Origin of the sequence: Xanthomonas euroxanthea (assembly GCF_903989455.1) — a bacterium.
Lineage (GTDB): Bacteria > Pseudomonadota > Gammaproteobacteria > Xanthomonadales > Xanthomonadaceae > Xanthomonas > Xanthomonas euroxanthea.
In genome coordinates this window covers 131,701-153,288 of record NZ_LR861803.1, presented here as the reverse complement: position 1 = coordinate 153,288, position 21,588 = coordinate 131,701, and the positions used below count along the sequence as shown (strand labels likewise).

The window sequence follows — 21,588 nt, the reverse complement described above, 5'->3', positions numbered from 1 at the left end:
CAAGCGTTGGAATAAGGCCCGCCGCGCGTGTGCGCAGCGGGCGGACAGCGGGTCAGAACTTGTAGCGCAGGCCCAGCAGGTACTGGCGACCGGTTTCGGCGTACTGCAGCGGCAGCTGGCCGGTGCGTGGCGAGGACACCCACTCGTCGGAGGCCTCGTTGGTGAGGTTGATGCCTTCCAGGCTCAGCTCCAGCTGCTTGCTGATCTTGTAGCGCAGCGAGGCGTCGAGGATGGTGGTGCCGGTCATGCCGTGCACGCCGTCGACGTTGAAGCCGGTTTCCGCACCCGGTGCCTGGGTGAGGTAGTCGTCGCGGTTGGTGGCCGACACGCGCCCGGCGAAGGACTCACCTTCGTAGAACAGCGTGGCGTTCCACGACGAGCGCGACAGCCCGAGCAGGTCGTTCTTCATCACCGGCGCGCCGCTGCTGGCCAGGTACTGGATCTTCGAATCGACCCAGGTGTAGTTGAGCTGCACGCCCAGGTTGGCCCACTTGCCCGGCAGGAAGGTGAAGGGCTGGGTGTAGTTGGCTTCCACGCCCTTCAATTCGCCGCCCGGGGTGTTGAGCGGGATGCTGAAGGCGAAGTCGTCGTTGACGGTGGCACCAGTGCCTTCCAGCAGGGAAGCCGGCAGGCCGCTGCTGGAATACGGGCGCACTTCGCGCGCGGTCTGGATGAAGCTCTCGATGTCCTTGTAGAACAGGCCGACACCGAGCATGGCGCCTTCGTTGAAGTACCACTCCAGGCCGAGGTCGACGTTGGTGGCCTCGATCGGGTCCAGGTCCGGGTTGCCGCCGGCCACGGTGCGCGCACCGCCGGCCACCGCCACGGTCACGCCGGGGGTGAGGCTGCCCAGGCCGGGACGGCTCATGACCTTGGCCGCGCCAAGACGCAGCAGCAGGTCCGGTGCCAGCTCGGCGACCAGGTTGAACGATGGCAGCGTGTTGCTGTACTTGCGGCCCACGGTGGTCAGCGCCGGTGCGTTGTTGATCAAGGCATAGCCGGTGGATTCCTGCTCGGTCTCCACATAGCGCACGCCGAAGTTACCGGAGAACGGAATCGACCCCAGGTCGGTGGAGAACTCGCCCATCAACCACACGCCGCGGTCCTTTTCCTCGACGCTGCGGCTGTTGTTGACGCGCGGGGCCACGGCGAAGCTGCCGCTGTTGCTGTAGATGCCGAACAGGTCGGCCACCGCATCCAGGTTGGGCACCACCCAGTTGGAGGGGCTGCCGTTGATGCCCTTGAGCCCGGCCTGTTCGGTGAGATCGGCCGGCACGATGCGCGTGCCATTGGCGAAGGTGGGCACGGCCAGTTCGTTGGCGCGGCGCAGCTCCACGGTGCTGAAGGTGTAGTTCTTGGCCAGCACGCCGCCCTTGAGGCGGAAGCCGGGGCTGATGTTCCAGTTGAAGTCGATCTGGCCGGTGTCGAAGTCGTTGTCCACCGTCTGCGGACGCAGGCGGATTTCGGCTAGTTCCCAGCCGGTGGGATCGGTCGGGTTGATGCCGTAGTTCAGCACCGGCGCGCGGCTGTTGCCACGGTAGTCGTAGCTGTAGCCGTCGACGTCGTACTTGTCCATGATGATGGTGGTCTGCACCGGGTTCTCGTGCGCCGAGCGCGAGGTACCGACCCGGGCATTGATGCTGAAGTCGTCGTTGAAACGATGCTCCAGGTCCAGGCTGACCTGCCTGAACTCGGTGTTCCACTCGTCGTGGCGGTTTTCGGTACGGATATCGACATTGTCGAATTCGCCGTACACCAGGGCGTTGTTGCGGACCTCGCCGTTACGCACGACCGTGGCCGGCTTGCCGACCAGCACCGGGCGTGCATTGCCGCCGCGGCTGAAGGAAATCGCTTCGATGTAACGCTCGTCGCGCTTGGCGTCGATCTTGGAATACAGCATGTCCAGCGACAGCGTGGTGCGGTCGGTCGGCTTCCACTGCAACGCGCCGGTGACGCCCAGGCGCTGCTGGTCGTGGATCTGCTGGGTATAGCGCGGGAAGCGCGGGTGGTAGACATCGGCCGAGCGCGCCGCGGCGAACGGCGAGGTGGCACTGAAGCCGCCGTTGCTCGGACCATTGGCCCAGCGGCCGGTGTTGGAGCCCTCTTCCAGCACCTCGCGCTCGGTGTAGGCCACCGACAGCAGGGCGCCGAAGGTGTTGTCGGCCCAGGTGTTGGCGATCAGCGCGGCCACGCGCGGGTTGGCCTTCTCGGCCATCGCGTTGTAGGCGGCCTGGCCGCTGGCGGCGAAGGTGAAGCCGTTGTAGTCGAACGGACGTGCGGTGCGCAGGTCGACGGTGGCGCCGAGCGAGCCTTCTTCCACATCGGCCGAGGCCGTCTTGCGCGCGATCAGCTGCGAGAACAGGTCCGAGGCGAACACGTTGAAGTCGAAGCCGCGGCCGCGATTGGTGCCGCCACTCTGGTCGCCGGCACCGACGGTGGTGAGCGCTTCCATGCCGTTGATGCGCACGCGGGTGAACTCCGGGCCCAGGCCACGCACCGAGATGGCGCGGCCTTCGCCGGCCTCACGGGTGATCACCACGCCGGGGATGCGCTGCAGCGATTCGGCCAGGTTGAGGTCGGGGAACTTGCCGATGTCCTCGGCGACAATCGCATCGACCACGCCGGCTTCGCCGCGCTTGATGTCCAGGGCCTTTTCCACCGAGGCGCGATAGCCGGTCACCGTGACGGTGTCCAGGTCGACGGCCGGTTCTGCAGGCGCTTGGGTGGTGTCTTGTGCTGCCAGGTGGCCGCTCAGCGCAAGGCCGATCGACAACGCCAGCAAGGTAACCGGTGTCTTCCGGCTGGTGGTCCGAAATTGCATGTCCTCCCCTCCCAAGGGTCCATGAACAACATGAAAGTCTGGTTGTGAGCGGTAATGACACCGCTGGTCAAAACGACGTTACCAGCTGAATCCTCCCGTAACATCTTGCAGCGCAGCAGAAAACGTCACCGAATTTGCCCAAAAGGGGTGCAAGCGGTCACTGCGCGTCGCATCATGGGCCTCGCCCGGCGCGTTTGGCGCCGGCTAGAATGACACCGATGGTCATCCTGACGCGCAGCGGTTCCCCCACACCGTGACGCACCACACAGCCGAGGTAATTGCCGCATGAGTCGTGCCCGTATCCTGTGCTTTGGAGAGTTGTTGCTGCGCCTGGGGGCGCCTGGTCACGAGCTGCTGCTGCAGCAGCCGCGGCTGGACGTGCATTGCGGCGGGGCCGAGGCCAATGTCGGCGTATCGCTGGCGCATTTCGGCCATGACGTGGCCATGGTCAGCACCGTGGCCGACAACCCGCTGGGCGCGGCGGTGCTGGGCGAATTGCGCCGCCACGACGTGGACACGCGCCACGTACGGCGGGTGGACGGCCGCATGGGGCTGTACTTCCTGACCACCGGCGCGATCCACCGCCCCAGTGAGGTGGTCTACGACCGCGCCGATTCGGCGTTTGCGCTGGCCCCGGCCGATGCCTACGACTGGCCGGCCCTGCTGGAGGGCGTGCAGTGGCTGCACCTGTCCGGGGTCAGCCCGGCGCTGGGCGCGGACGTGGCGCAGGCCACGCTGGCGGCGGCACGCGCGGCGCGGGCGGCCGGGGTCAAGGTCTCGTTCGACGGCAACTACCGGCCCAAGCTATGGCAACGCTGGCAGGGCGATGCGCGCGGCATCCTGCACCAGCTGTTCGCCTGTGCGGATGTGGTGTTTGCCGACTACCGCGACATCGGCGTGGTGCTGGGCGGCGAGTTTCCTCAGGACACGCTGGAAGCGCGGGTGGAAGCGGCGGCGCAGCAGGCGTTTGCCGCATTCCCGCAGCTGCAGTTGATGGCCTGCACCCAGCGCGTGACGCACAACGTGGACCACCACAGCCTGGGCGCGCTGCTGGTGCCGCGCAGTGGTGCGGTGGCGCGCGCGCCGAGTGAGGAACTCACGCCGATCATCGACCGCATCGGCGGCGGCGACGCCTTCGCGGCCGGCGTGCTGCACGGCCTGATCGCAGGCTGGTCACTGGACGATACGGTGCGCTTCGGCCTGGCAGCAGGCTGCCTGAAGCACTCGATCCCCGGCGATTTCAATCCGCTCTCGGTGGCCGAGGTGCAGGCCTGCGTGGGGGATGCACGGTTTGATGTGAGGCGGTGAATCGGGAGTGGGGAATCGGGAATCGTAGGAGCTCAAGAGCGCTGACTTTCCGCGTTACTTTCCGTATTGGTTGCCCACCGAGCGCGGCGCGTCGGGTCTGACGCGCTCACGGGCCGGCGGGCTGGTGCTTGCAGTGGGGATTCGTCACAGCAAGGGCAGCCGGCATCGCGTGCCCGTTGCCCTTGCCGTAATCGATTCGGGTGCGCCTAGGATCTCAGCGATGCAGCAACCTGCGGCTTTTCCGATTCCCCAATCCCGATTCCCGATTCCCGCGCCTCACCCCAACTCGATGCAGTCGAAGGTCACGTCCGTCTCCACATCGGCATCGTAATCCACATCGTCACGCTCGAAGCCGAACAGTTTGAGGAACTCGTGCTTGTAGCCGGCGTAGTCGGTGAGCTGGAACAGGTTCTCGGTGGTGACCTGCGGCCACAGCGCCTTGCAGGCGTCCTGCACGTCGTCGCGCAGTTCCCAGTCGTCCAGGCGCAGGCGGTTTTCGTCGTCCACCTCGGCGGGCTGGCCGTCCTCGCGGTACAGGCGCTCGCGGAACAGGCGGTCGAGTTGCTCGATGGTGCCTTCGTGCAGGCCCTTTTCCTTCATGATCTTGTAGACCATGGAGATGTACAGCGGCATCACCGGGATCGCGGCGCTGGCCTGGGTCACCACCGACTTGAGCACCGCCACGTTGGCGCTGCCGCCGCGCTTGGCCAGGCGCGCGTTCAAGCGCTGCGCGGTGTGGTCCAGGTCGACCTTGGCCTTGCCCAGCGCGCCGTGCCAGTAGATCGGCCAGGTGATCTCGGTGCCGATATAGCTGAAGGCCACGCTGCGTGCGCCATCGGCAAGCACGCCGGCGCCGTCCAGCGCATCGATCCACAGCTCCCAGTCCTGCCCGCCCATCACGGTGACGGTGTCGTCGATCTCCTGCGCGCTGGCCGGCTCGATCGAGGCCTGGATGATGGTGTCCTTGTTGGTGTCGATGGCGGTGGCGGTATAGGTCTGGCCGATCGGCTTGAGCGCCGAGCGCTTCACTTCGCCGCTGCCGGGCAGCTTGCGCACCGGCGAGGCCAGCGAATACACCACCAGGTCGACCTGGCCGCCCATCTCGGTCTTGATCAGTTCGATGACCTTTTCGCGCGCGGCATCGGAAAACGCATCGCCATTGATCGACTTGCTGTACAGGCCCGCGGCCTTGGCGTGCTTGTCGAACGCAGCGGAGTTGTACCAGCCGGCGGTGCCGGCCTTGCTGGCGCTGCCGGGTTTTTCGAAGAACACGCCCAGCGTGTCGGCGCCGAAGCCGAAGGCAGATGTGATGCGCGAGGCCAGGCCGTAACCGCTGGATGCGCCGATCACCAGCACCTTCTTCGGGCCGTCATTGCGCACGCCGCGCGCACGCGTGGCGGCGATCTGCTCGAGCACATTGCGCTCGCAGCCAAGCGGATGCGTGGTGGTGCAGATGAAGCCGCGCACTTTGGGATGGATGATCAACGTGGACTCCTGGTCAGCAAGATGCTGGCGGCATTTTAGTGCGTGTGACGGACTTTGGGGCGAGCGGCGTTGGCCACCGGCGGTGCGGAGCGGCGGCGGCGTAGCAACCGTTGCGGAGCGCCGGCCTGGTAACGCCAAGGCACCGAACACGCGCACATCGTCGGCCTGCCGGCGAGACAGCCCGCGGCGCGCCACACGCGGCTGCATCGCCATGCGTGAAGACGCCCGTCATCGCCCGGCGCGCCGCGTTGCCGGGCCGGCATCGTCCATACACGGGCGCGAACGAACCACGATCACCCTCGATTTCCTGCCCGAGCGCTGTGCTACGTTTGCGCTTGCCGTGCCGTGCCTGGCCGCGCATGATGGCGATCGTCGAGGCTCCTCCCACCGTGCGACCGGTATCCGAGCGAATGTCTCTTCGAAGCGAGCGCGTCACGCAGCTGGGCTCTGTCCCGCGATTTCGGCTTGGGCCATTGCTGGTCGCGCCGGAACGGCTGGTGCTGATCGACGACGGCCAGGTCATCGCACTGGAACCGCGCATGATGGAAGTGCTGATCGCGCTGGCCGAGCGGGCCGGCGAAGTGGTCAGCGCCGAGCAGCTGCTGATCGAGGTGTGGCACGGCAGCTTTTACGGCGACAACCCGGTGCACAAGACCATCGCCCAACTGCGCCGCAAGCTGGGCGACGACAGCCGCCAACCGCGCTACATCGAAACCATCCGCAAGCGCGGTTACCGGCTGCTGCCCAAGGTGGTGTTCCCCGACGATTATCGCGGTGCGGTACTGGGCGCGCAGGTGTGGGGACACGGCAACCCGTATGTGGGGCTGCAGGCCTTCGATCCCGCGCATGCGGAGGTCTTCTTCGGGCGTAGCCATGCCATTGCGCAGGTGCTGGGCGCGCTGCGCGCCCAATTGCACAGCCAGCGCGGGCTGGTGCTGGTGAGCGGTGCCAGCGGTTGCGGCAAGACCTCGTTGCTGCGCGCCGGCGTGGTGCCGTTGCTGGCGCAGCCCGGCGGGCTGGATGGCCTGCAAGCCCTCGCGGTGGCGTACTGCAACCTGGCCCAATGCCGTGGCGGCGATGTGCTCGACACGCTGGCGCGCGCGCTCGGCGAGTGGGCACCGGGCGGGCGCGCGGTGTTTTCGCCGGCGCAGATGGCGGCATTGCCCGAGTGGCTGCAACGCCCTGCACCGCTGCATGCGGCCATTGCCGAAGCGATGCGTCAAGGCACGCCAGCGCGCGACAGCGCACAGACCCAGCGCCATCTGCTGCTGGTGATCGATCACGCAGAAGCGCTGGTGGCCACGCCGGGGATCACCGATGCCGACCGCGCCGCACTGGCCGCCGCCTTGCAGGCGCTGTGCGACAGCGCGCAGGTGGCGGTGCTGATGCTCACCCGCAGCGATTTCTACCCGCGCCTGATCGACGCCTTGCCGCAGATCGTGGAGCTCAAGCGCGGCGACGGACACGTGGATCTGCTGGCGCCACGCGACGGCGAGATCGGCCAGATCATCCGCGTGCCGGCGGCGATGGCCGGGCTGCGCTTCGAAGAAGAGCGCGACAGCGCCAGCCGGCTGGACGATGTGCTGCGCGATGCCACCGCGCGCCAGCCCGATGCCTTGCCGCTGCTGCAGCACCTGTTGCATGCCTTGCATGCGCAACGCAGCGACGACGGGCTGCTGACCTTCGCCGCCTACCGCGCATTGGGCGGGCTGGAAGGCGCCTTGGCGCACCATGCCGAGCACACCTTCCGTGCCTTGCCGGCTGCCGCGCAGGCGGCATTGGGCCAGGTGCTGAGCGTGCTGAGCGTGATCCATCCCGACAGCGATGCGGCGACCGCGCGGCGGGCGCTGTGGTCGGCCCTGCCGGCGCACGGCGCAGCGCGCGTGCTGGTGGAGGCCTTCGTGCATGCGCGCCTGTTCGTCAGCGAGCTGGTGGCGGGCGAGCCCGGCTTTGCGGTCGCGCACGAGGCCTTGCTGCGGCAATGGCCGCGCGCGGCCGACTGGATCCACGAAAACCGCCGCCTGCTGCAGGCACGCAAGCGGCTGCAACTGGCTGCGCAACGCTGGGCCGCCGAAGGCCGGCGCAGCGATCACCTGCTCAACAGCGGGCGCCCGTTGAGCGAGGCGCGCGAGGCGGCGCGGCGCATGCCGCAGGACCTGGACGCGCTGGATCACGCGTTCCTGCATGCCTGCGAGCGCTCGCAGCGCCGCCGCCGTGGCCTGTATGCGGCGGCGGCAAGCATGCTGGTGGTGCTGGCAAGCGCCTCGCTGCTGCTGGGCTGGCAGGCGCGGCAGGCGCAGCAGGTGGCTGAAGAACGGCGCGACCAGGCCCAGCAACTGGTGAGCTACATGCTGGGCGACCTGGCCGAGCAATTGCGCACGGTGGGCAATCTGAAACTGCTCGACAGCGTGGGCAGCCGCGCGCTGCGCTACCTGGAAGACCTGCCCAGCGCGAGCATGCAGCCAGGCGATCTGGTCAACCACGCCCGCGCGCTGCGCACCACCGGCGAAGTGCTGATGAACCAGGGCAAGCTGGACCAGGCGCAGGCGGCATTCACGCGTGCGGCCGCCACTGCCGAGCAGGCACGCATGCGAGCGCCAGATACCTTGGAGGCGCGCGCGGAAATGGGCCAGGCGGCGTATTGGCTGGGAAACATGGCCTACCGCAGCAAGCAGTTCCCGTTGGCGCAGACTTACTGGTCGCAGTATCTGGCGGCCAGTGAATGGCTGGTGCGCACGGCGCCGGATGACCAACGCTGGCAGCTGGAGCTGTCGTACGCGCTCAACAATCTCGGCACGCTGGCCACCACACGCGGCGATACCACGACGGCGATCGGTTTTTTCGCGCGCGACATCTCGCTCAAGCGCATGCTGATCGCGCGTGCTCCGGACAACTCGTCGTTGCGCTACGAGTTGATCGACAGTTTGTCATGGCTCAGCTTGGCACAGGAGAACCAGGGCCTGCTGGCGCCTGCCGAGCACGGCTACCGCGATCAAATCGCGATGTTGCGCGTGCTGGTCGAGAACGACCCCGATGCCAATGCCTGGCGACGGCGTCTGGCGGGTTCGTTGATCCGCACCTCCAACCTGGCGGTGGCGCGGGGTCACCTGGCACAGGCGCAGACCGATGCGCAGGACAGCGTGCGGATGTTGCAACCGCTGGTGGCGCTGCAGCCGGACAACAACACATGGCAACGCGATCTGGCGCATGCCTACGCGCAGGCTGGCTGGGTGGCCGCGTTGGATGGGCGTCCCGGTCAAGCCGAACAGCAACTTGGCCAGGCCCGTCAGACCATGGCTGGCCTGCTGCAACAGGCCCAGCCGCTGCCCGAATGGCAATGGCTGGATGCCATCATTGCGCTGCGCCTGCACCGCGTACAGACCGGACGCGCAGGCGCACACGCAGGCGACCTTGATCAGATCGTTGCGCGGCTGGATGCCCTGCATCGCGCCAGACCCGACGATCTGCTTGGCATCTCCGCCTTGTCGCAAGCGCTGGTGTGGCATGGCGAACAACGCGCCGCCGTCGGCGACGACGACGGTGCACGCACGGCATGGCAGCGCGCGGTGGCGGTGCTGGGCAAGGACATCGGCAACAGCCGCGACAAGACCCTGCTGGACCCCTGGATTCGCGCGCAGGTGCATCTGGGCCAGCGCAGTGCCGTTACGCAACAGCTCGGATGGCTGTATCAGGCGGGCTACCGCCACCCGGGGTTCGTCTCCCTCTATGCCCCGCTTTTCAAGGAACAGGACAGCTCATGACGGATTTCAAGATCAAACTCACCGTGGCACGGGTGGGATTCGGCGGCAACACCGGTGCCGGCGAATATTTCTACAGCTTCGCCCCGGACCTGCTGATCGTGGATAAGCACGACAAGGCATCGACCCTGCTGTATTACTTCGATGAAGACGTCGTCCCCAGGCATTTCAAGATCAAGAGCCTGTTGAGTTCCGATGCCTTGAAACAGATCGGAGAACCCACGATCAGCCCCGACGGCCGCAGCGTGCAGGTCAGCAATGCCAATAGCGTGCCGACACTGATCTTCCTGACCATCATCGTCGAAGACGAAAGCCGCAAGGACAAGAAGACCTGGTTCAGCTGCGATCCCCAGGTTGGCAACGATCCGCAGATCAACCCGCAGGAAACCCCGCCCCTGCAGTAAGCCCTGCCTGGCCACCCGCCTGGCGCTTCGCCACCAGGCGGTGTGTTGCCGCAATGCGTGGGCAGGGCACAGCGTGCGCACGCCCAAGGGCCTTGGCCGGTGGTGGATACACCACGGCCGCTGGCTCCTGATGTCGACTTGCGCACGCACCCGTTGCCACGGGAGGACCCTGCGTGCGGTCCCGATGGAGCTCGCTGCGCCTGGCTGGCGGGCGTATTGCCGGGTGCTCCGGCCAGCCGTGGATGGCGACAGCCAGCCTGCCGCGCTGAAGCCAACAGCGCCTGGCGAGGCCCTCTCATCCCACGCAGTCCCGCGGGTGCGGTTGGGTGCCGGCCGGGACATCCGTCAGGCGCGCGGCGCAGTGGCTCGTCACCGCCTGCTGCCGGTCATCCCGCTCGGCTCCGTTGCTGAAGGCCACCTTGAGCTGGCCGCGGGTGGACCACGCGCCGGGCATGCCCGCGGGGAGGTCGCCAGCACCACGCCCTGCCCATGGCCGACAGCCCAGTCCCGGGCCGCACCCGTGCGCATCGATGCGGGCGGACCAGCCGTCGCAGGTGCGGGCCACTGCGCCCCGCACCGCCCCGGCGCAGGCCGCCACGCTGACCCGCAGGTCGCGCTCGGTTGGCGGCTGGACATGCAGCGCGGCCTGGGCCCAGGCGATCGGCAAGTCGGCCTGGGTGGGCGCCGCCCAGGCGCTGGTGGACAGCACGACGCTCAACACCCACAGGTACCGGACCAGGCGCATGACGGACTCCGCAGCGGACCGGAGCGCGGCGCGTCCCCGGGCGACCTCGGTGGCCGCCGGACAACCTTCCTGCCCGGCCCCGCGCGCGACCTGACGGCAACCTTACGGTTGCTGCCCCATCCTGCCGGAACCCGGAAATTCCTTATAAAACAATGCCATGCAACCTGGCGAGACAGCGTCGTGCGGCGGGTGGCGATGTGCCCGCGCGTCGAGCCAGTTCCCGCGCGCGGCGGCGGCAGCGCTGCAGAGCCCCGCTCTTACGATTCCCCAATCCCGATTCCCGATTCCCCAATCCCCGCCCTCAAATCACCCGCAACGTGATCGCCTTCAACACCGCGCGCGTGCGGTCGCGGGTGCCGAGCTTTTCCAGGATGGTGGAGACGTAGTTCTTCACCGTGCCCTCGGCCAGGAACAGGGTGCGGGCGATCTCCTTGTTGGAATAGCCGCCGGCGAGCAGGCGCAGGATCGCCACCTCGCGCTCGCTGAAGGTCTCGCGCGGGGGCTGCTGGTCGCGGAACTGGTAACGCGCGCGCACCGGGTCGGTGCTGACCGGCTGCAGCAGGGTCTCGCCATTGGCGACCCGCTCGATCGCCTCGCGCAGGTCTTCCGGGGCGGCGTCCTTGAGCAGGAAGCCCTGCGCGCCGGCCTCGGTGGCACGCAGCAGCAGGTCGCTGTCGTCGAAGGTGGTCAGCAGCAGTACCGGGGTGCGGTCGCCACGGGCGCGCAGTTGCTGCAGCGCCTGGATGCCGTCCAGGCCGGGCATGCGGATGTCGCTGAGCACCACGTCCACGGTGGTGCTGGCGAGCGCGTCCAGCAGGCCCTGGCCGTCGTCGGCCTCGCAGGCCACCTCCACGCCCTGCTGCTGCAACAGCGCGCGCAGGCCGGCGCGGACCAGGACCTGGTCATCGGCCAGCGCGATGCGACGTGGACTCATGCCGGCAGCCTCGCCATCAGGTGCATGCCGCCCTGGGCGGTGCGGCCGAGCTCAAGCCGCCCGTGCAGGGCGGCCAGGCGTTCGCGCATGCCGGTGATGCCGTTGCCTTCGCGGATGCGCTCGGCGCGGCGGCCATCGTCGCGGATGTCCACGTGCAGCTGCGCGCCCTCGCAGTGCAGGTGCACGGCCACCTCGTTGGCGTCGGCATGCCGCACGGCGTTGGTCAGCGCCTCCTGCACCAGCCGCAACAGCAGCTCGGCCACGCGGGCATCGGTGATGCGCACCGCCGGGTCGATCTGCAGGCGCAGCGCCGGGCGCGGGAACGGTGCGGCCAGCGCGCGCAAGGCGGTCTGCAGATCCAGGCCCTGGTCGTCGCGCAGCGACTGCACCACGTTGCGGATGTCCGCCAGCAGGTCGGCCGACAACCGCTCCACCACCGCGATCTCCTCGCGCCGTGCCAATGCCGGGTCGGCGCCGAGCAGGCGCAGATTGATGCGCATGGCGGTGAGCTTGTGCCCGGCCACATCGTGCAGCTCGCGCGCCAGGCGCAGGCGTTCGGCGTCGCGCGCGCTGTCGGCCAGCAGCGCGCGGGTGGCCAGCAGGTCGGCATTGACGTAGGCCAGCGCGTCGCGGGTGCGCTCGGCAGTGCGTGCGTAATGCGCGGTCAGCGCGGCGAAGGCCTGGAAACCGGCGTAGATGCCGACGATCAACCACGGGCGCTCGAACCCGGCCTGCACCAGCAGCGCATACATGCCCGCGTTCAACGCCAGCGCCAGCAGCAGCACGCGCGCCGGCGGCCAGGTCATGCCCGCCTGCGCCACCAGCATGACCAGCAACACCGGGGCGGTGCCGGCACGCGGCTCCATCCAGACCAGCAGCAGGGCCATGGCCGCCTGCAGCAGCGTGGCGACAGTGCGCAGCGCATGCAGCGGCGGCAACACGGTATGCAGCAGAAACAAGGCGGTGAAGCCGGCCAGCACGCCCCAGCGCCAGGCGCCCTGCGGTGAGGCGTCGGGCACGAACGACAATGCCACCGCGGCAATGGTGAACGCGCCGGCCAGACGCAGCGGTTGCAAGCAATGAAACAGGGACGAGGTCATGCGGCGATGCTGACGGCCGCGCGGCCGCGCGGCAATGGCACGGAGGCAGAAAGTGACTTCCGGCAGGTGGGCGCGCGGCCCTGTCGTCGCTGTCGTCGCTGCGGCGCGGCCGCACCTTGCCACGCCGCCCCATCGTCACGGAAGCACGCCCTGCCCGCTTGCAGCCGGCCGGGCGCGCAGCCGTCCACCCGCCCCACCGATGGTCTTACACTCAGCGGCTACCCGCAGCTGCCGTGCGTCTTCGATGATCATTTCCGCCGCTTCCGACTACCGTGCCGCCGCGCAGGCGCGCCTGCCGCCCTTCCTGTTCCACTACATCGATGGCGGGGCGTACGCCGAGCACACCTTGCGGCGCAATGTCGCGGATCTGGCCGATATCGCGCTGCGCCAGCGGGTGCTGCGCAACATGTCGGACCTGAGCCTGGGCACCGAGCTGTTCGGCGAGACGCTGGCGATGCCGGTGGCACTGGCGCCGGTCGGGCTGACCGGCATGTACGCGCGCCGTGGCGAAGTGCAGGCCGCGCGCGCGGCGGCCGCACGCGGGATCCCGTTTACGTTGTCCACGGTGTCGGTGTGCCCGATCGAGGAAGTGGCGCCGGCGATCACGCGGCCGATGTGGTTCCAGCTGTACGTGCTCAAGGACCGCGGCTTCATGCGCAACGCGCTGGAGCGCGCCAAGGCGGCCGGGGTGACCACGCTGGTGTTCACCGTGGACATGCCCACGCCGGGCGCGCGCTACCGCGATGCGCACTCGGGCATGAGCGGGCCCAACGCGTCGCTGCGGCGCATGCTGCAGGCGGTGACGCATCCGCGCTGGGCCTGGGACGTGGGATTGCTGGGTCGCCCGCACGACCTGGGTAATATCTCGACCTACCGCGGCAGCCCGACCGGCCTGCAGGACTACATCGGCTGGCTGGGCGCCAACTTCGACCCCTCCATCGCCTGGAAAGACCTCGAATGGATCCGCGAGTTCTGGACCGGGCCGATGGTGATCAAGGGCATCCTGGACCCGGACGATGCGCGCGATGCGGTGCGCTTCGGCGCCGACGGCATCGTGGTGTCCAACCATGGCGGCCGCCAGCTCGACGGCGTGCTGTCCAGCGCGCGCGCATTGCCGGCCATTGCCGATGCGGTGAAGGGGCAGCTGAAGATCCTGGCCGACTCGGGCATCCGCAGCGGGCTGGATGTGGTGCGCATGCTGGCGCTGGGCGCCGATGCGGTGCTGCTGGGGCGCGCGTTCGTCTATGCGCTGGCGGCCGACGGACAAGCTGGAGTGGAGAATCTGCTGACCCTGATCGAACGCGAGATGCGCGTGGCGATGACCTTGACCGGCACCCATTCAATTGCCGAGATCAGCAGCGATGCGTTGAGCCGGGTGACGCGGGAGCGTGCGGTTTCGCCTTGACGGGAATCGGGAATCGGGGAATCGAGATACGTCGGTAGAAGAGCGGATGATCTGCGGCTTGGCTGCAGGGCCCTTGCCCGCCCACCATCGCGGGACACGCCGCAAGTACGTCCCTGTAGGCTCTTACGCGGCATCCATGCCGCGTAAGGTCCCGCGACGGTGGGCGGGCAAGGGCCAGTCAAGATGGTCGGTGCGCATGGTCAAGCGCTGGGTGTGATGCGCACCTATTGGATAATTCGAATAACGACGCGTTGAAGCGATCGTCATGCACGCGTGGACGCCGCACTCAGAATCTGAAGCTGCGAGTACTCCATGCCGACTCCCAGCACACGCCGCGCCCGCCTCGCCGCTAGGCAGTAGGTTTGTTAGACACGCTTAGTTCTTATCGCCGCCGGTAGGCAAGGATTGCTGCAACGCCAGCACCGAGGCCCAGGGATCTGCGCGTTGGCGCCTGGCGCGTTCCAGCGCCTTGTCCATCGGGAAGGCGTCCGGGCCGCTGATCTTGCCGAGTTCTTCCCAGCGTAGCGGGACGGCGACGGTGGCTTTTTCGCGCGCGCGCAGCGACCACGAACAGACGCTGGTGTTGCCGCGCCCGTTGCGCAGCCAGTCGACGAAGATCACGCCGTGGCGCTTGGCCTTGCTCATGGTGGCCACATAGCGGTCAGGAGCATGCGTTGCCAGCGCCTGGGCGAATGCCTCGCAGAAATCGCGCGCCTGCTCCCAGTCCGCTTCCGGCACGATCGGCACCACCACATGCAGGCCCTTGCCGCCGGACAGGCGCACCGCGCTTTCCAGCCCCGCGCTGCGCAGCTTGGCGCGGATATCGCGCGCGGCAGCCACCACGTCGGCCCAGGACACCGCCTCGCCGGGGTCCAGGTCGAACACCAGCCGATCCGGATGCTCCGGATCGTCGACCTGCGCGCCCCAGGGATGCAGCTCCAGCGTGTTCATCTGCACCAGCTCGAGCAAGCCGGCGGCATCTTCGACATAGATGTAATCCTCGGCGCCGCTTTTTTGCTGCAGCGGAATCGCCTTGATGTGCGTACCCAGGTGGCGGCCTTCGTGCTTCTGGAAGAAGCAATCGCCACCGGCGCCATCGGGGCAGCGCAGCAGCGACAGGGGCCGGCGTGCGATCTCCGCCAGCACCAGCGGCGCCACTGCCCGGTAGTAGTCGGCCACCTCGCCCTTGCTGATGCCCGCTGCGGGGAACACCACCCGCTCTGGATGGGTGATGGTGATGCCGTCTGTCGACATGGACGTGGACGTAGATTTGGATTTGGATGTTGTGGACTTGGACGCCGTGGACGTGGCCGCCGCCTTTTTGGATGTCGTGGTCGCGGTCGTCTTCGATGCCGTCGAACGCGTGCGTTTGCTGGTGGTGCTGGTGGATGCGTCGACTGTCGTTCTGGATGTTTTCCTGGTCGCCGTCGTGCGCGCCGGCGCAGCGGCCGTTGCCGCACCACGTTTGCCCGCAGCACGCGCCTTGCCCGGCGTGGCGCGGTCGCCGCCCAACTCGCTCATGGGTTTGTCCTCACGTAGACGCTTGAACGCAGCCTGCCGCAGCAGGCCTTCCTTCGCCCAGCCGCGGAAGGCGACCTCGGCGATCAGCACCGGCCGGACCCAATGCACATCGCGTGGCCGCCCCGGGATGTGCGTGGGCAATTCCAGCGTGGCGGTGTCGCTGTGCAGCGCCTGCAGCAGCGCGGTGATCTTGCCGAGCAAGGCATCGTCGAACCCGGTGCCCACACGCCCGACATAACGCAGCGTCTTGCCGTCGCGCTGCGCCATCAGCAAGGCGCCAAAGCCGCTGCGTGCGCCCTTGGGATCGGTGTACCCCACCACCACGAACTCGTCGCTGTCCTCGTGCTTGGTCTTGACCCAATCGGCGCTGCGTCCTGCACGGTAGGGCGCATCGGCGAGCTTGCTGACGATGCCTTCCCAGCCGGTGCCGGCGCTGGCCGCGAAGACCTCCGGGCCATGGCCGATCACATGGTCGCTGAACGCCAGTGTGCCCGGCGCATCGCCCAGCAACTCGCGCAGCAACTGCTTGCGTTGCAGCAACGGGGTATCGCGCAGGTCCACCCCGGCCACGCCCAGCAGGTCGAACACGATGTAGCGCAGCGGCTGCACGGCGCTGCCATCGAGCGCACGCTGCAGCGCCGAGAAATCGGTGCGCCCCTTGGCATCCAGCACCACCAGCTCGCCATCCAGGCGCGCATCGCGCACCGGCAAGGCCTGCACTGCGCGCACCACCTCCGGGAAGCGCTGCGTCCAGGCCTGGTCGTTGCGCGAGCGCAGCTGCACCTCGCCATCGACCAGATCGGCCAGCAGGCGGTAGCCGTCCCACTTGATCTCGTGCAACCAGCGCTCGCCATCGGGCGCCTGCTCGCGCAGCAAGGTCAGTTGCGCGCGCAGCTCGGTGGGGCATGGCGCGTCGCGGGCGCCGTCCAGCGCCAGGGCGCGGGTATGCCATTGCGCGGAACGTGCACGCGCTGGGCGTGCACGTTTGCTGGCCGCAGGCGACGTTGCGGCGCTCGTTTTTGCCGCTGGTGCACGCCGAGCCCGGCTGGCCTTGGCACGCGTCGCCGGGGCGGCCGCTGCCGATGCGCCGGCCGCCTGCTGCGCCACCAGCGCATCGGCATCCAGATCGGCCGCATACGCATCACTGCGCTTGAACAACAGCCACTGCGGTTTGCCGCCACGCATCTGCGTGCGCACCAAGGCGAAGCCACCGCGCAGCAATGAGCCCCGCAGTTCGAATTCCAGCTTGCCGGCGTCCAGCGCCGCCAACGCATCGCCTTCGCACTGCCAATGCCCGTGGTCGAACACCTCCACATGCCCGGCGCCGTAATGGCCTTGCGGGATATCGCCCGCGAAGCTGGCGTACGACAGCGGGTGGTCTTCCACCTCTACCGCCAGGCGTTTTTCGCCCACGCGCAACGAGGGTCCCTTGGGCACGGCCCAGCTCTTGAGCACGCCGTCGAGTTCCAGACGGAAGTCGTAATGACGCGAGCTGGCGTGATGCAGTTGCACCACGAAGATCGGCTGCTTGCTGGCGCGTGCGGGCGTGTCGCCGGCCGGCTCCGGGGTCTGGTCGAAGCGGCGTTTGGCGTTGTAGTCGCGCAGTGACATGGACTGGGCCTATCCGGCCTTGCGGCGCGGCGCTGCCTTGCTGGCCGTGGCCTTGGTGGCCTTGCCCGCAGTCTTCTTGGTGGCCTTCTTGGCCACTTTCTTGGCGGCGGTCTTGGCGGTCTTCTTGGCTGGCGCGGTTGCCGGGGCGCTGCTCTTCTTGGCCGGCGTGCGCGTGTTGGCCTGCAGGCTCTTCTGCAGCAGCGACATGAAGTCGACCACGTTGGTGGTGGCGTCCTCGTGCTGCGGCGGCTCGACATCTACGGTGGTGGTGCCACCCTTGGCCTGGATGCGCTTGCGCAGGATCTGCTCGAGCTTGCCGCGGAATTCGTCGTGGTAGTCCTCCGGCTGCCAGGTGCCGGACATCGACTCGATCAGCTGTTTGGCCATCTCCTGTTCCTTGGGCGTGATGCGGTACTCACCCACCGCGCCGGCCGGCAACTTGAAGTCCTGCGGGTCCACCACTTCCTGCTGGTAGCGCAGCAGCAGCAGGATCAAGGCATCGCCCTGCGGCATCACCGCGGCCAGGTATTCGCGCGTGCGGATCACCACCTTGGCGATGCCCACCTTGCCGGTGTCGCGCAGCGTCTCGCGCAGCAGCACGTAGCCCTTTTCGGCCTTCTTGCCGGGCACCAGGATGTAGGGCTTTTCGAAATAGCGCGGGTCGATGTCGGCGGCATCGACGAAGGTTTCCACCTCCACCGTCTCGTGGCTCTCCGGCGAGGCCGAGCGGATGTCCTGCTCCTCGACGATGACATAGCTGCCCTTGTCGTACTCGAAGGCCTTGACGATCTCTTTCCACGGCACCTCGTCGCCGGTGTCGGCGTTGACGCGCTCGAAGCGGATCGGCTTCTTGTCGCGCGAGTCGAGCATGCGGAAATGCAGGTCCACCTTGCGCTCGCCCGACATCAACGACACCGGCACATTGAGCAAGCCGAACGACAGGGTTCCGGTCCAGATCGGTCGTGCCATCGGCGTGTGACTCCGGGTGCTGTTTGGGGTAGCCCATAGCTGTAGCGCGGCCACCGTGATCCATGCGTGAGCCATGTGTCTGCAGCTGCCACTGCGCCCCCTTCACCCGGTACGCGGTGAACTGCGCATCCCTCTCGACTTCCAGGAGAACCGCATGTCCCGTGACCCGCTACGCGAGCAACCGGCCCAGCCGGGCGAACAGCACGGCAAGCGCGATGCCGAGCACTACGAAGACCGCGGTGCCGGCGATGCGCCCGACACGCTGATTCCGGCCAATGGCGACACCCCGGCCAAGAAGCCGGGCACCGCGCCGTCGACCGTGGCAGACCGCTGACGACCGCCGGCTGAACACCCGCCCGGCCGCAGCAGCCGGGCGGGTGCGGGTTACGCCCGCCCTGCCTGCTGCAGCCGGGCAAATTCCTCATCGGCAAACAGGCGCGAGCGCACCAGAAAGCGCACGCCCTCGCCGTTTTCCAGCGAGAACATGCCGCCGCGGCCCGGCACCACGTCGATGATCAGCTGGGTGTGCTTCCAGTAGTCGAACTGCGAGGGGCTGATGTAGAACGGCGCGCCGCCGATCTCGCCCAGCAGCACGTCGCGGTCGCCGACGATGAAATCGCCCACCGGAAAACACATCGGCGAGGAGCCGTCGCAGCAGCCGCCGGATTGATGGAACAGCACATCGCCGTGGCGCGCGCGCAGCGTGTCGATCAGCTGCAACGCCGCCAGCGTGGCCATCACCTGCAACGGCGGGTCTGTCTGCGTGGTGGTGCCCTGCATCGTCTGCCTCCTGCGGCGCGGTCAGGCCGCCATGTCGAGCACGATACGCCCCTCGATCGTTCCGGCGTGCATGCGCGCGAACACGTCGTTGATGTTGTCCAGGGTGTCGGTGGCCACGGTCGCCGCGACCTTGCCCTGCTCGGCGAAGGCAAGCGACTCCTGCAGGTCCAGCCGGGTTCCGACGATCGAGCCGCGCACGGTCACGCCATTGAGCACCATGCCGAAGATGTCCAGCGGGAACTGGCCCGGTGGCAGGCCGTTGAGCGACACCGTGCCGCCACGCCGCACCATGCCGATCGCCTGCTCGAACGCCTTGGGCGATACCGCGGTGACCAACGCGCCGTGTGCGCCGCCGATTTCCTTCTTGAGGTACGCCACCGGATCGGTGGTGCGCGCATTGACCGTCACCGTTGCGCCCAGGCGCCTGGCCAGTGCCAGCTTGGTGTTGTCCACATCCACTGCGGCCACGTTCATTCCCATCGCCTTGGCATATTGCACTGCCATGTGGCCGAGCCCGCCGATGCCGGAAATCACGACCCACTGACCCGGCTTGGTCTCGGTGACCTTCAGGCCCTTGTAGACGGTGACGCCCGCGCAAAGGATCGGCGCGACCTCGACGAAGCCGATGCCCTTGGGCAGGAGGCCGACGTAGTCGGCATTGGCCAGCGCGTACTGCGCGAAGCCGCCGTTGACCGAGTAGCCGCTGTTCTGCTGCGCCTCGCACAGGGTTTCCCAGCCACCCAGGCAGTGCTCGCAATGCCCGCAAGCCGAGTACAGCCACGGGATGCCGACGCGGTCGCCTTCCTTGATGTGCTTGACGCCTTCGCCGACCGCCACCACGTTGCCAACACCTTCGTGGCCGGGAATGAAGGGCGGGTTCGGCTTGACCGGCCAGTCGCCTTCGGCGGCGTGCAGGTCGGTGTGGCAGACGCCACAGGCTTCGATCTTGACCAGGATATCGCCGGCGGCCGGACGCGGCACCTGCACCTCCTCGATCACCAGAGGCTTGCCGAACTCGCGTACCACTGCAGCTTTCATCGTCTTATCCACATTGCACTCCTGTTGCTGTCGTTGAGGAACCTTAGCCCCGGGCCGCAACCGGGGCCTTGATCGAGGTCAACGCCGCGGTGCGGACGCGCGGCGCCAGCCGATCGTCGCCGCGCACGCGCGCGACCGGCATGGGTGTCAGAAGAAGCCCAGCGCCTTGGGCGAATAGCTCACCAGCAGGTTCTTGGTCTGCTGGTAATGGTCGAGCATCATCTTGTGATTCTCGCGGCCGATGCCGGACTGCTTGTAACCGCCGAACGCAGCATGCGCCGGATAGGCGTGGTAGCAGTTGGTCCACACGCGCCCGGCCTGGATTGCGCGGCCCATGCGGTACAGCCGGGAGGCATCGCGGCTCCACACGCCGGCACCCAGGCCGTACAGCGTGTCGTTGGCGATCGCCAGGGCCTCGGCCTCGTCCTTGAAGGTGGTCACCGACACCACCGGGCCGAAGATCTCTTCCTGGAACACGCGCATCTTGTTATGGCCCTTGAACACCGTCGGCTTGACGTAGAAGCCCCCGGACAGCTCGCCGTCGAGCGTGTTGCGCTCGCCACCGATCAGCACCTGCGCGCCCTCCTGCTTGCCGATATCGATGTAGGACAGGATCTTTTCCAGCTGCTCGCTGGAGGCCTGCGCGCCGACCATGGTGTTGGGATCCAGCGGGTTGCCCTGCTTGATCGCGGCCACACGCGCCAGCGCCTTTTCCATGAATTTGTCGTAGATCGATTCCTGGATCAGCGCACGCGAGGGGCAGGTGCACACCTCGCCCTGGTTGAAGGCGAACAGCACGAAGCCTTCCACCGCCTTGTCGAGAAAGTCGTCGTCTTCGGCCATGACATCGGCAAAGAAGATGTTCGGCGATTTGCCGCCCAGCTCCAGCGTCACCGGGATCAGGTTCTGGCTGGCGTACTGCATGATCAGCCGGCCGGTGGTGGTTTCGCCGGTGAAGGCGATCTTGGCGATGCGCGGGTTGCTGGCCAGCGGCTTGCCCGCCTCCAGGCCAAAGCCGTTGACCACGTTGAGCACGCCGGGCGGCAACAGGTCGCCGATGACGTCCATCAGCACCAGGATCGAGGCCGGGGTCTGCTCGGCCGGCTTCATCACCACGCAGTTGCCGGCGGCCAGCGCCGGTGCGAGCTTCCAGCACGCCATCAGCAGCGGAAAATTCCACGGGATGATCTGCCCGACCACGCCGAGCGGTTCGTGGAAGTGATAGGCGATGGTGTCGCTGTCGATCTCGGAGATGCCGCCTTCCTGCGCGCGGATGGCACCGGCGAAATAGCGAAAATGATCCACGCACAGCGGCACGTCGGCATTGAGCGTCTCGCGCACCGGCTTGCCGTTGTCCCAGGTCTCGGCATAGGCGAGCAGTTCCAGATTCTGCTCGATGCGGTCGGCGATCCTGAGCAGCACGTTGGCGCGGTCGGTGGTGGAGGTCTTGCCCCAGGCGTCCCTGGCCGCATGCGCCGCATCCAGCGCCGCTTCGATGTCCTGCGCGTTGGAGCGCGCGATCGCGGTGAACACCTTGCCGTTGATCGGCGTGGTGTTGTCGAAATACTGGCCACTGTGCGGCGCCACCCACTTGCCGCCGATGAAGTTGTCGTAGCGCGGCTTGAAAATGGACTGCGGGTCGGTGTTCAGCGGCTTGGCGGATGTGACGGCGTTCATCGGTGTCTCCTGCGGTACATGGGAAGAAGCCC

15 protein-coding genes are annotated in these 21,588 nt (G+C 67.6%); 5 read left to right on the top strand and 10 right to left on the bottom strand.

Going from position 1 to position 21,588, the window contains the following annotated elements:
• Nucleotides 1-52: 52 nt before the first annotated feature.
• Nucleotides 53-2,821 carry a TonB-dependent receptor gene (locus H7A86_RS00620; protein ID WP_115675567.1) on the bottom strand — a complete coding sequence of 923 codons (2,769 nt, stop codon included), beginning with the start codon at nt 2,819-2,821 and terminating at the stop codon, nt 53-55.
• Nucleotides 2,822-3,106: 285 nt separating this feature from the next.
• Between H7A86_RS00620 and H7A86_RS00615 the strand changes: the two genes are divergently transcribed.
• Nucleotides 3,107-4,129, top strand: a complete 1,023-nt coding sequence (locus H7A86_RS00615) for a sugar kinase (protein WP_104584457.1) — start codon at nt 3,107-3,109, stop codon at nt 4,127-4,129.
• Nucleotides 4,130-4,405: 276 nt separating this feature from the next.
• On the opposite strand, the gene fabV is transcribed toward H7A86_RS00615, so the two are convergent.
• Nucleotides 4,406-5,614: an enoyl-ACP reductase FabV gene (fabV, locus tag H7A86_RS00610; protein WP_119130078.1), complete on the bottom strand. Its 1,209-nt coding sequence runs from the start codon at nt 5,612-5,614 to the stop codon at nt 4,406-4,408.
• 410 nt (nt 5,615-6,024) lie between these two features.
• Between fabV and H7A86_RS00605 the strand changes: the two genes are divergently transcribed.
• Both H7A86_RS00605 and H7A86_RS00600 read left to right on the top strand, forming a co-directional pair.
• Nucleotides 6,025-9,375 (top strand): nSTAND1 domain-containing NTPase, encoded by a 3,351-nt coding sequence (locus H7A86_RS00605; protein ID WP_119130077.1) that lies wholly within the window; start codon nt 6,025-6,027, stop codon nt 9,373-9,375.
• Nucleotides 9,372-9,776, top strand: coding sequence for a hypothetical protein (locus H7A86_RS00600; protein WP_104584463.1), 405 nt, complete (start codon nt 9,372-9,374; stop codon nt 9,774-9,776). The genes H7A86_RS00605 and H7A86_RS00600 overlap by 4 nt, the downstream gene beginning before the upstream one ends.
• A gap of 295 nt (nt 9,777-10,071) precedes the next feature.
• Here H7A86_RS00600 and H7A86_RS00595 read toward each other — a convergent pair whose 3' ends face one another.
• The 3 genes from H7A86_RS00595 to H7A86_RS00585 form a co-directional block, all read right to left on the bottom strand.
• On the bottom strand, nt 10,072-10,521 hold the full coding sequence (locus tag H7A86_RS00595) for a hypothetical protein (RefSeq protein WP_232099165.1): 450 nt from the start codon (nt 10,519-10,521) through the stop codon (nt 10,072-10,074).
• A gap of 301 nt (nt 10,522-10,822) precedes the next feature.
• Entirely contained in the window at nt 10,823-11,455 is a 633-nt protein-coding gene (locus H7A86_RS00590) for a response regulator transcription factor (protein WP_104584465.1), read from the bottom strand.
• Nucleotides 11,452-12,555 carry a sensor histidine kinase gene (locus H7A86_RS00585; protein ID WP_232099163.1) on the bottom strand — a complete coding sequence of 368 codons (1,104 nt, stop codon included), beginning with the start codon at nt 12,553-12,555 and terminating at the stop codon, nt 11,452-11,454. The genes H7A86_RS00590 and H7A86_RS00585 overlap by 4 nt, the downstream gene beginning before the upstream one ends.
• A 244-nt stretch (nt 12,556-12,799) precedes the next feature.
• Here H7A86_RS00585 and lldD point away from each other — a divergent pair, with 244 nt between their 5' ends.
• Complete coding sequence (gene lldD / locus H7A86_RS00580; RefSeq protein ID WP_119130075.1) at nt 12,800-13,960, top strand: FMN-dependent L-lactate dehydrogenase LldD; 1,161 nt, start codon at nt 12,800-12,802, stop codon at nt 13,958-13,960.
• 375 nt (nt 13,961-14,335) lie between these two features.
• On the opposite strand, the gene ligD is transcribed toward lldD, so the two are convergent.
• The gene (ligD, locus tag H7A86_RS00575) at nt 14,336-17,092 is read right to left on the bottom strand and encodes a DNA ligase D (RefSeq protein ID WP_119130074.1); all 2,757 of its coding nucleotides are present in this window, start codon (nt 17,090-17,092) and stop codon (nt 14,336-14,338) included.
• Nucleotides 17,093-17,101: 9 nt separating this feature from the next.
• Nucleotides 17,102-18,061 carry a non-homologous end joining protein Ku gene (ku, locus tag H7A86_RS00570; RefSeq protein ID WP_104650497.1) on the bottom strand — a complete coding sequence of 320 codons (960 nt, stop codon included), beginning with the start codon at nt 18,059-18,061 and terminating at the stop codon, nt 17,102-17,104.
• A 154-nt stretch (nt 18,062-18,215) separates the two neighbouring features.
• On the opposite strand from ku, the gene H7A86_RS00565 reads away from it, so the two are divergent.
• On the top strand, nt 18,216-18,395 hold the full coding sequence (locus H7A86_RS00565; RefSeq protein WP_104584475.1) for a hypothetical protein: 180 nt from the start codon (nt 18,216-18,218) through the stop codon (nt 18,393-18,395).
• Between the two features lie 50 nt (nt 18,396-18,445).
• On the opposite strand, the gene H7A86_RS00560 is transcribed toward H7A86_RS00565, so the two are convergent.
• The 3 genes from H7A86_RS00560 to adh all read right to left on the bottom strand — a co-directional run bounded on the left by H7A86_RS00560 (nt 18,446) and on the right by adh (nt 21,556).
• Entirely contained in the window at nt 18,446-18,841 is a 396-nt protein-coding gene (locus H7A86_RS00560; RefSeq protein WP_104584477.1) for a DUF779 domain-containing protein, read from the bottom strand.
• Between the two features lie 21 nt (nt 18,842-18,862).
• Nucleotides 18,863-19,891 carry an alcohol dehydrogenase AdhP gene (adhP, locus tag H7A86_RS00555; protein WP_119130073.1) on the bottom strand — a complete coding sequence of 343 codons (1,029 nt, stop codon included), beginning with the start codon at nt 19,889-19,891 and terminating at the stop codon, nt 18,863-18,865.
• A 135-nt stretch (nt 19,892-20,026) separates the two neighbouring features.
• On the bottom strand, nt 20,027-21,556 hold the full coding sequence (gene adh, locus H7A86_RS00550; RefSeq protein WP_119130072.1) for an aldehyde dehydrogenase: 1,530 nt from the start codon (nt 21,554-21,556) through the stop codon (nt 20,027-20,029).
• Nucleotides 21,557-21,588 lie beyond the last annotated feature (32 nt).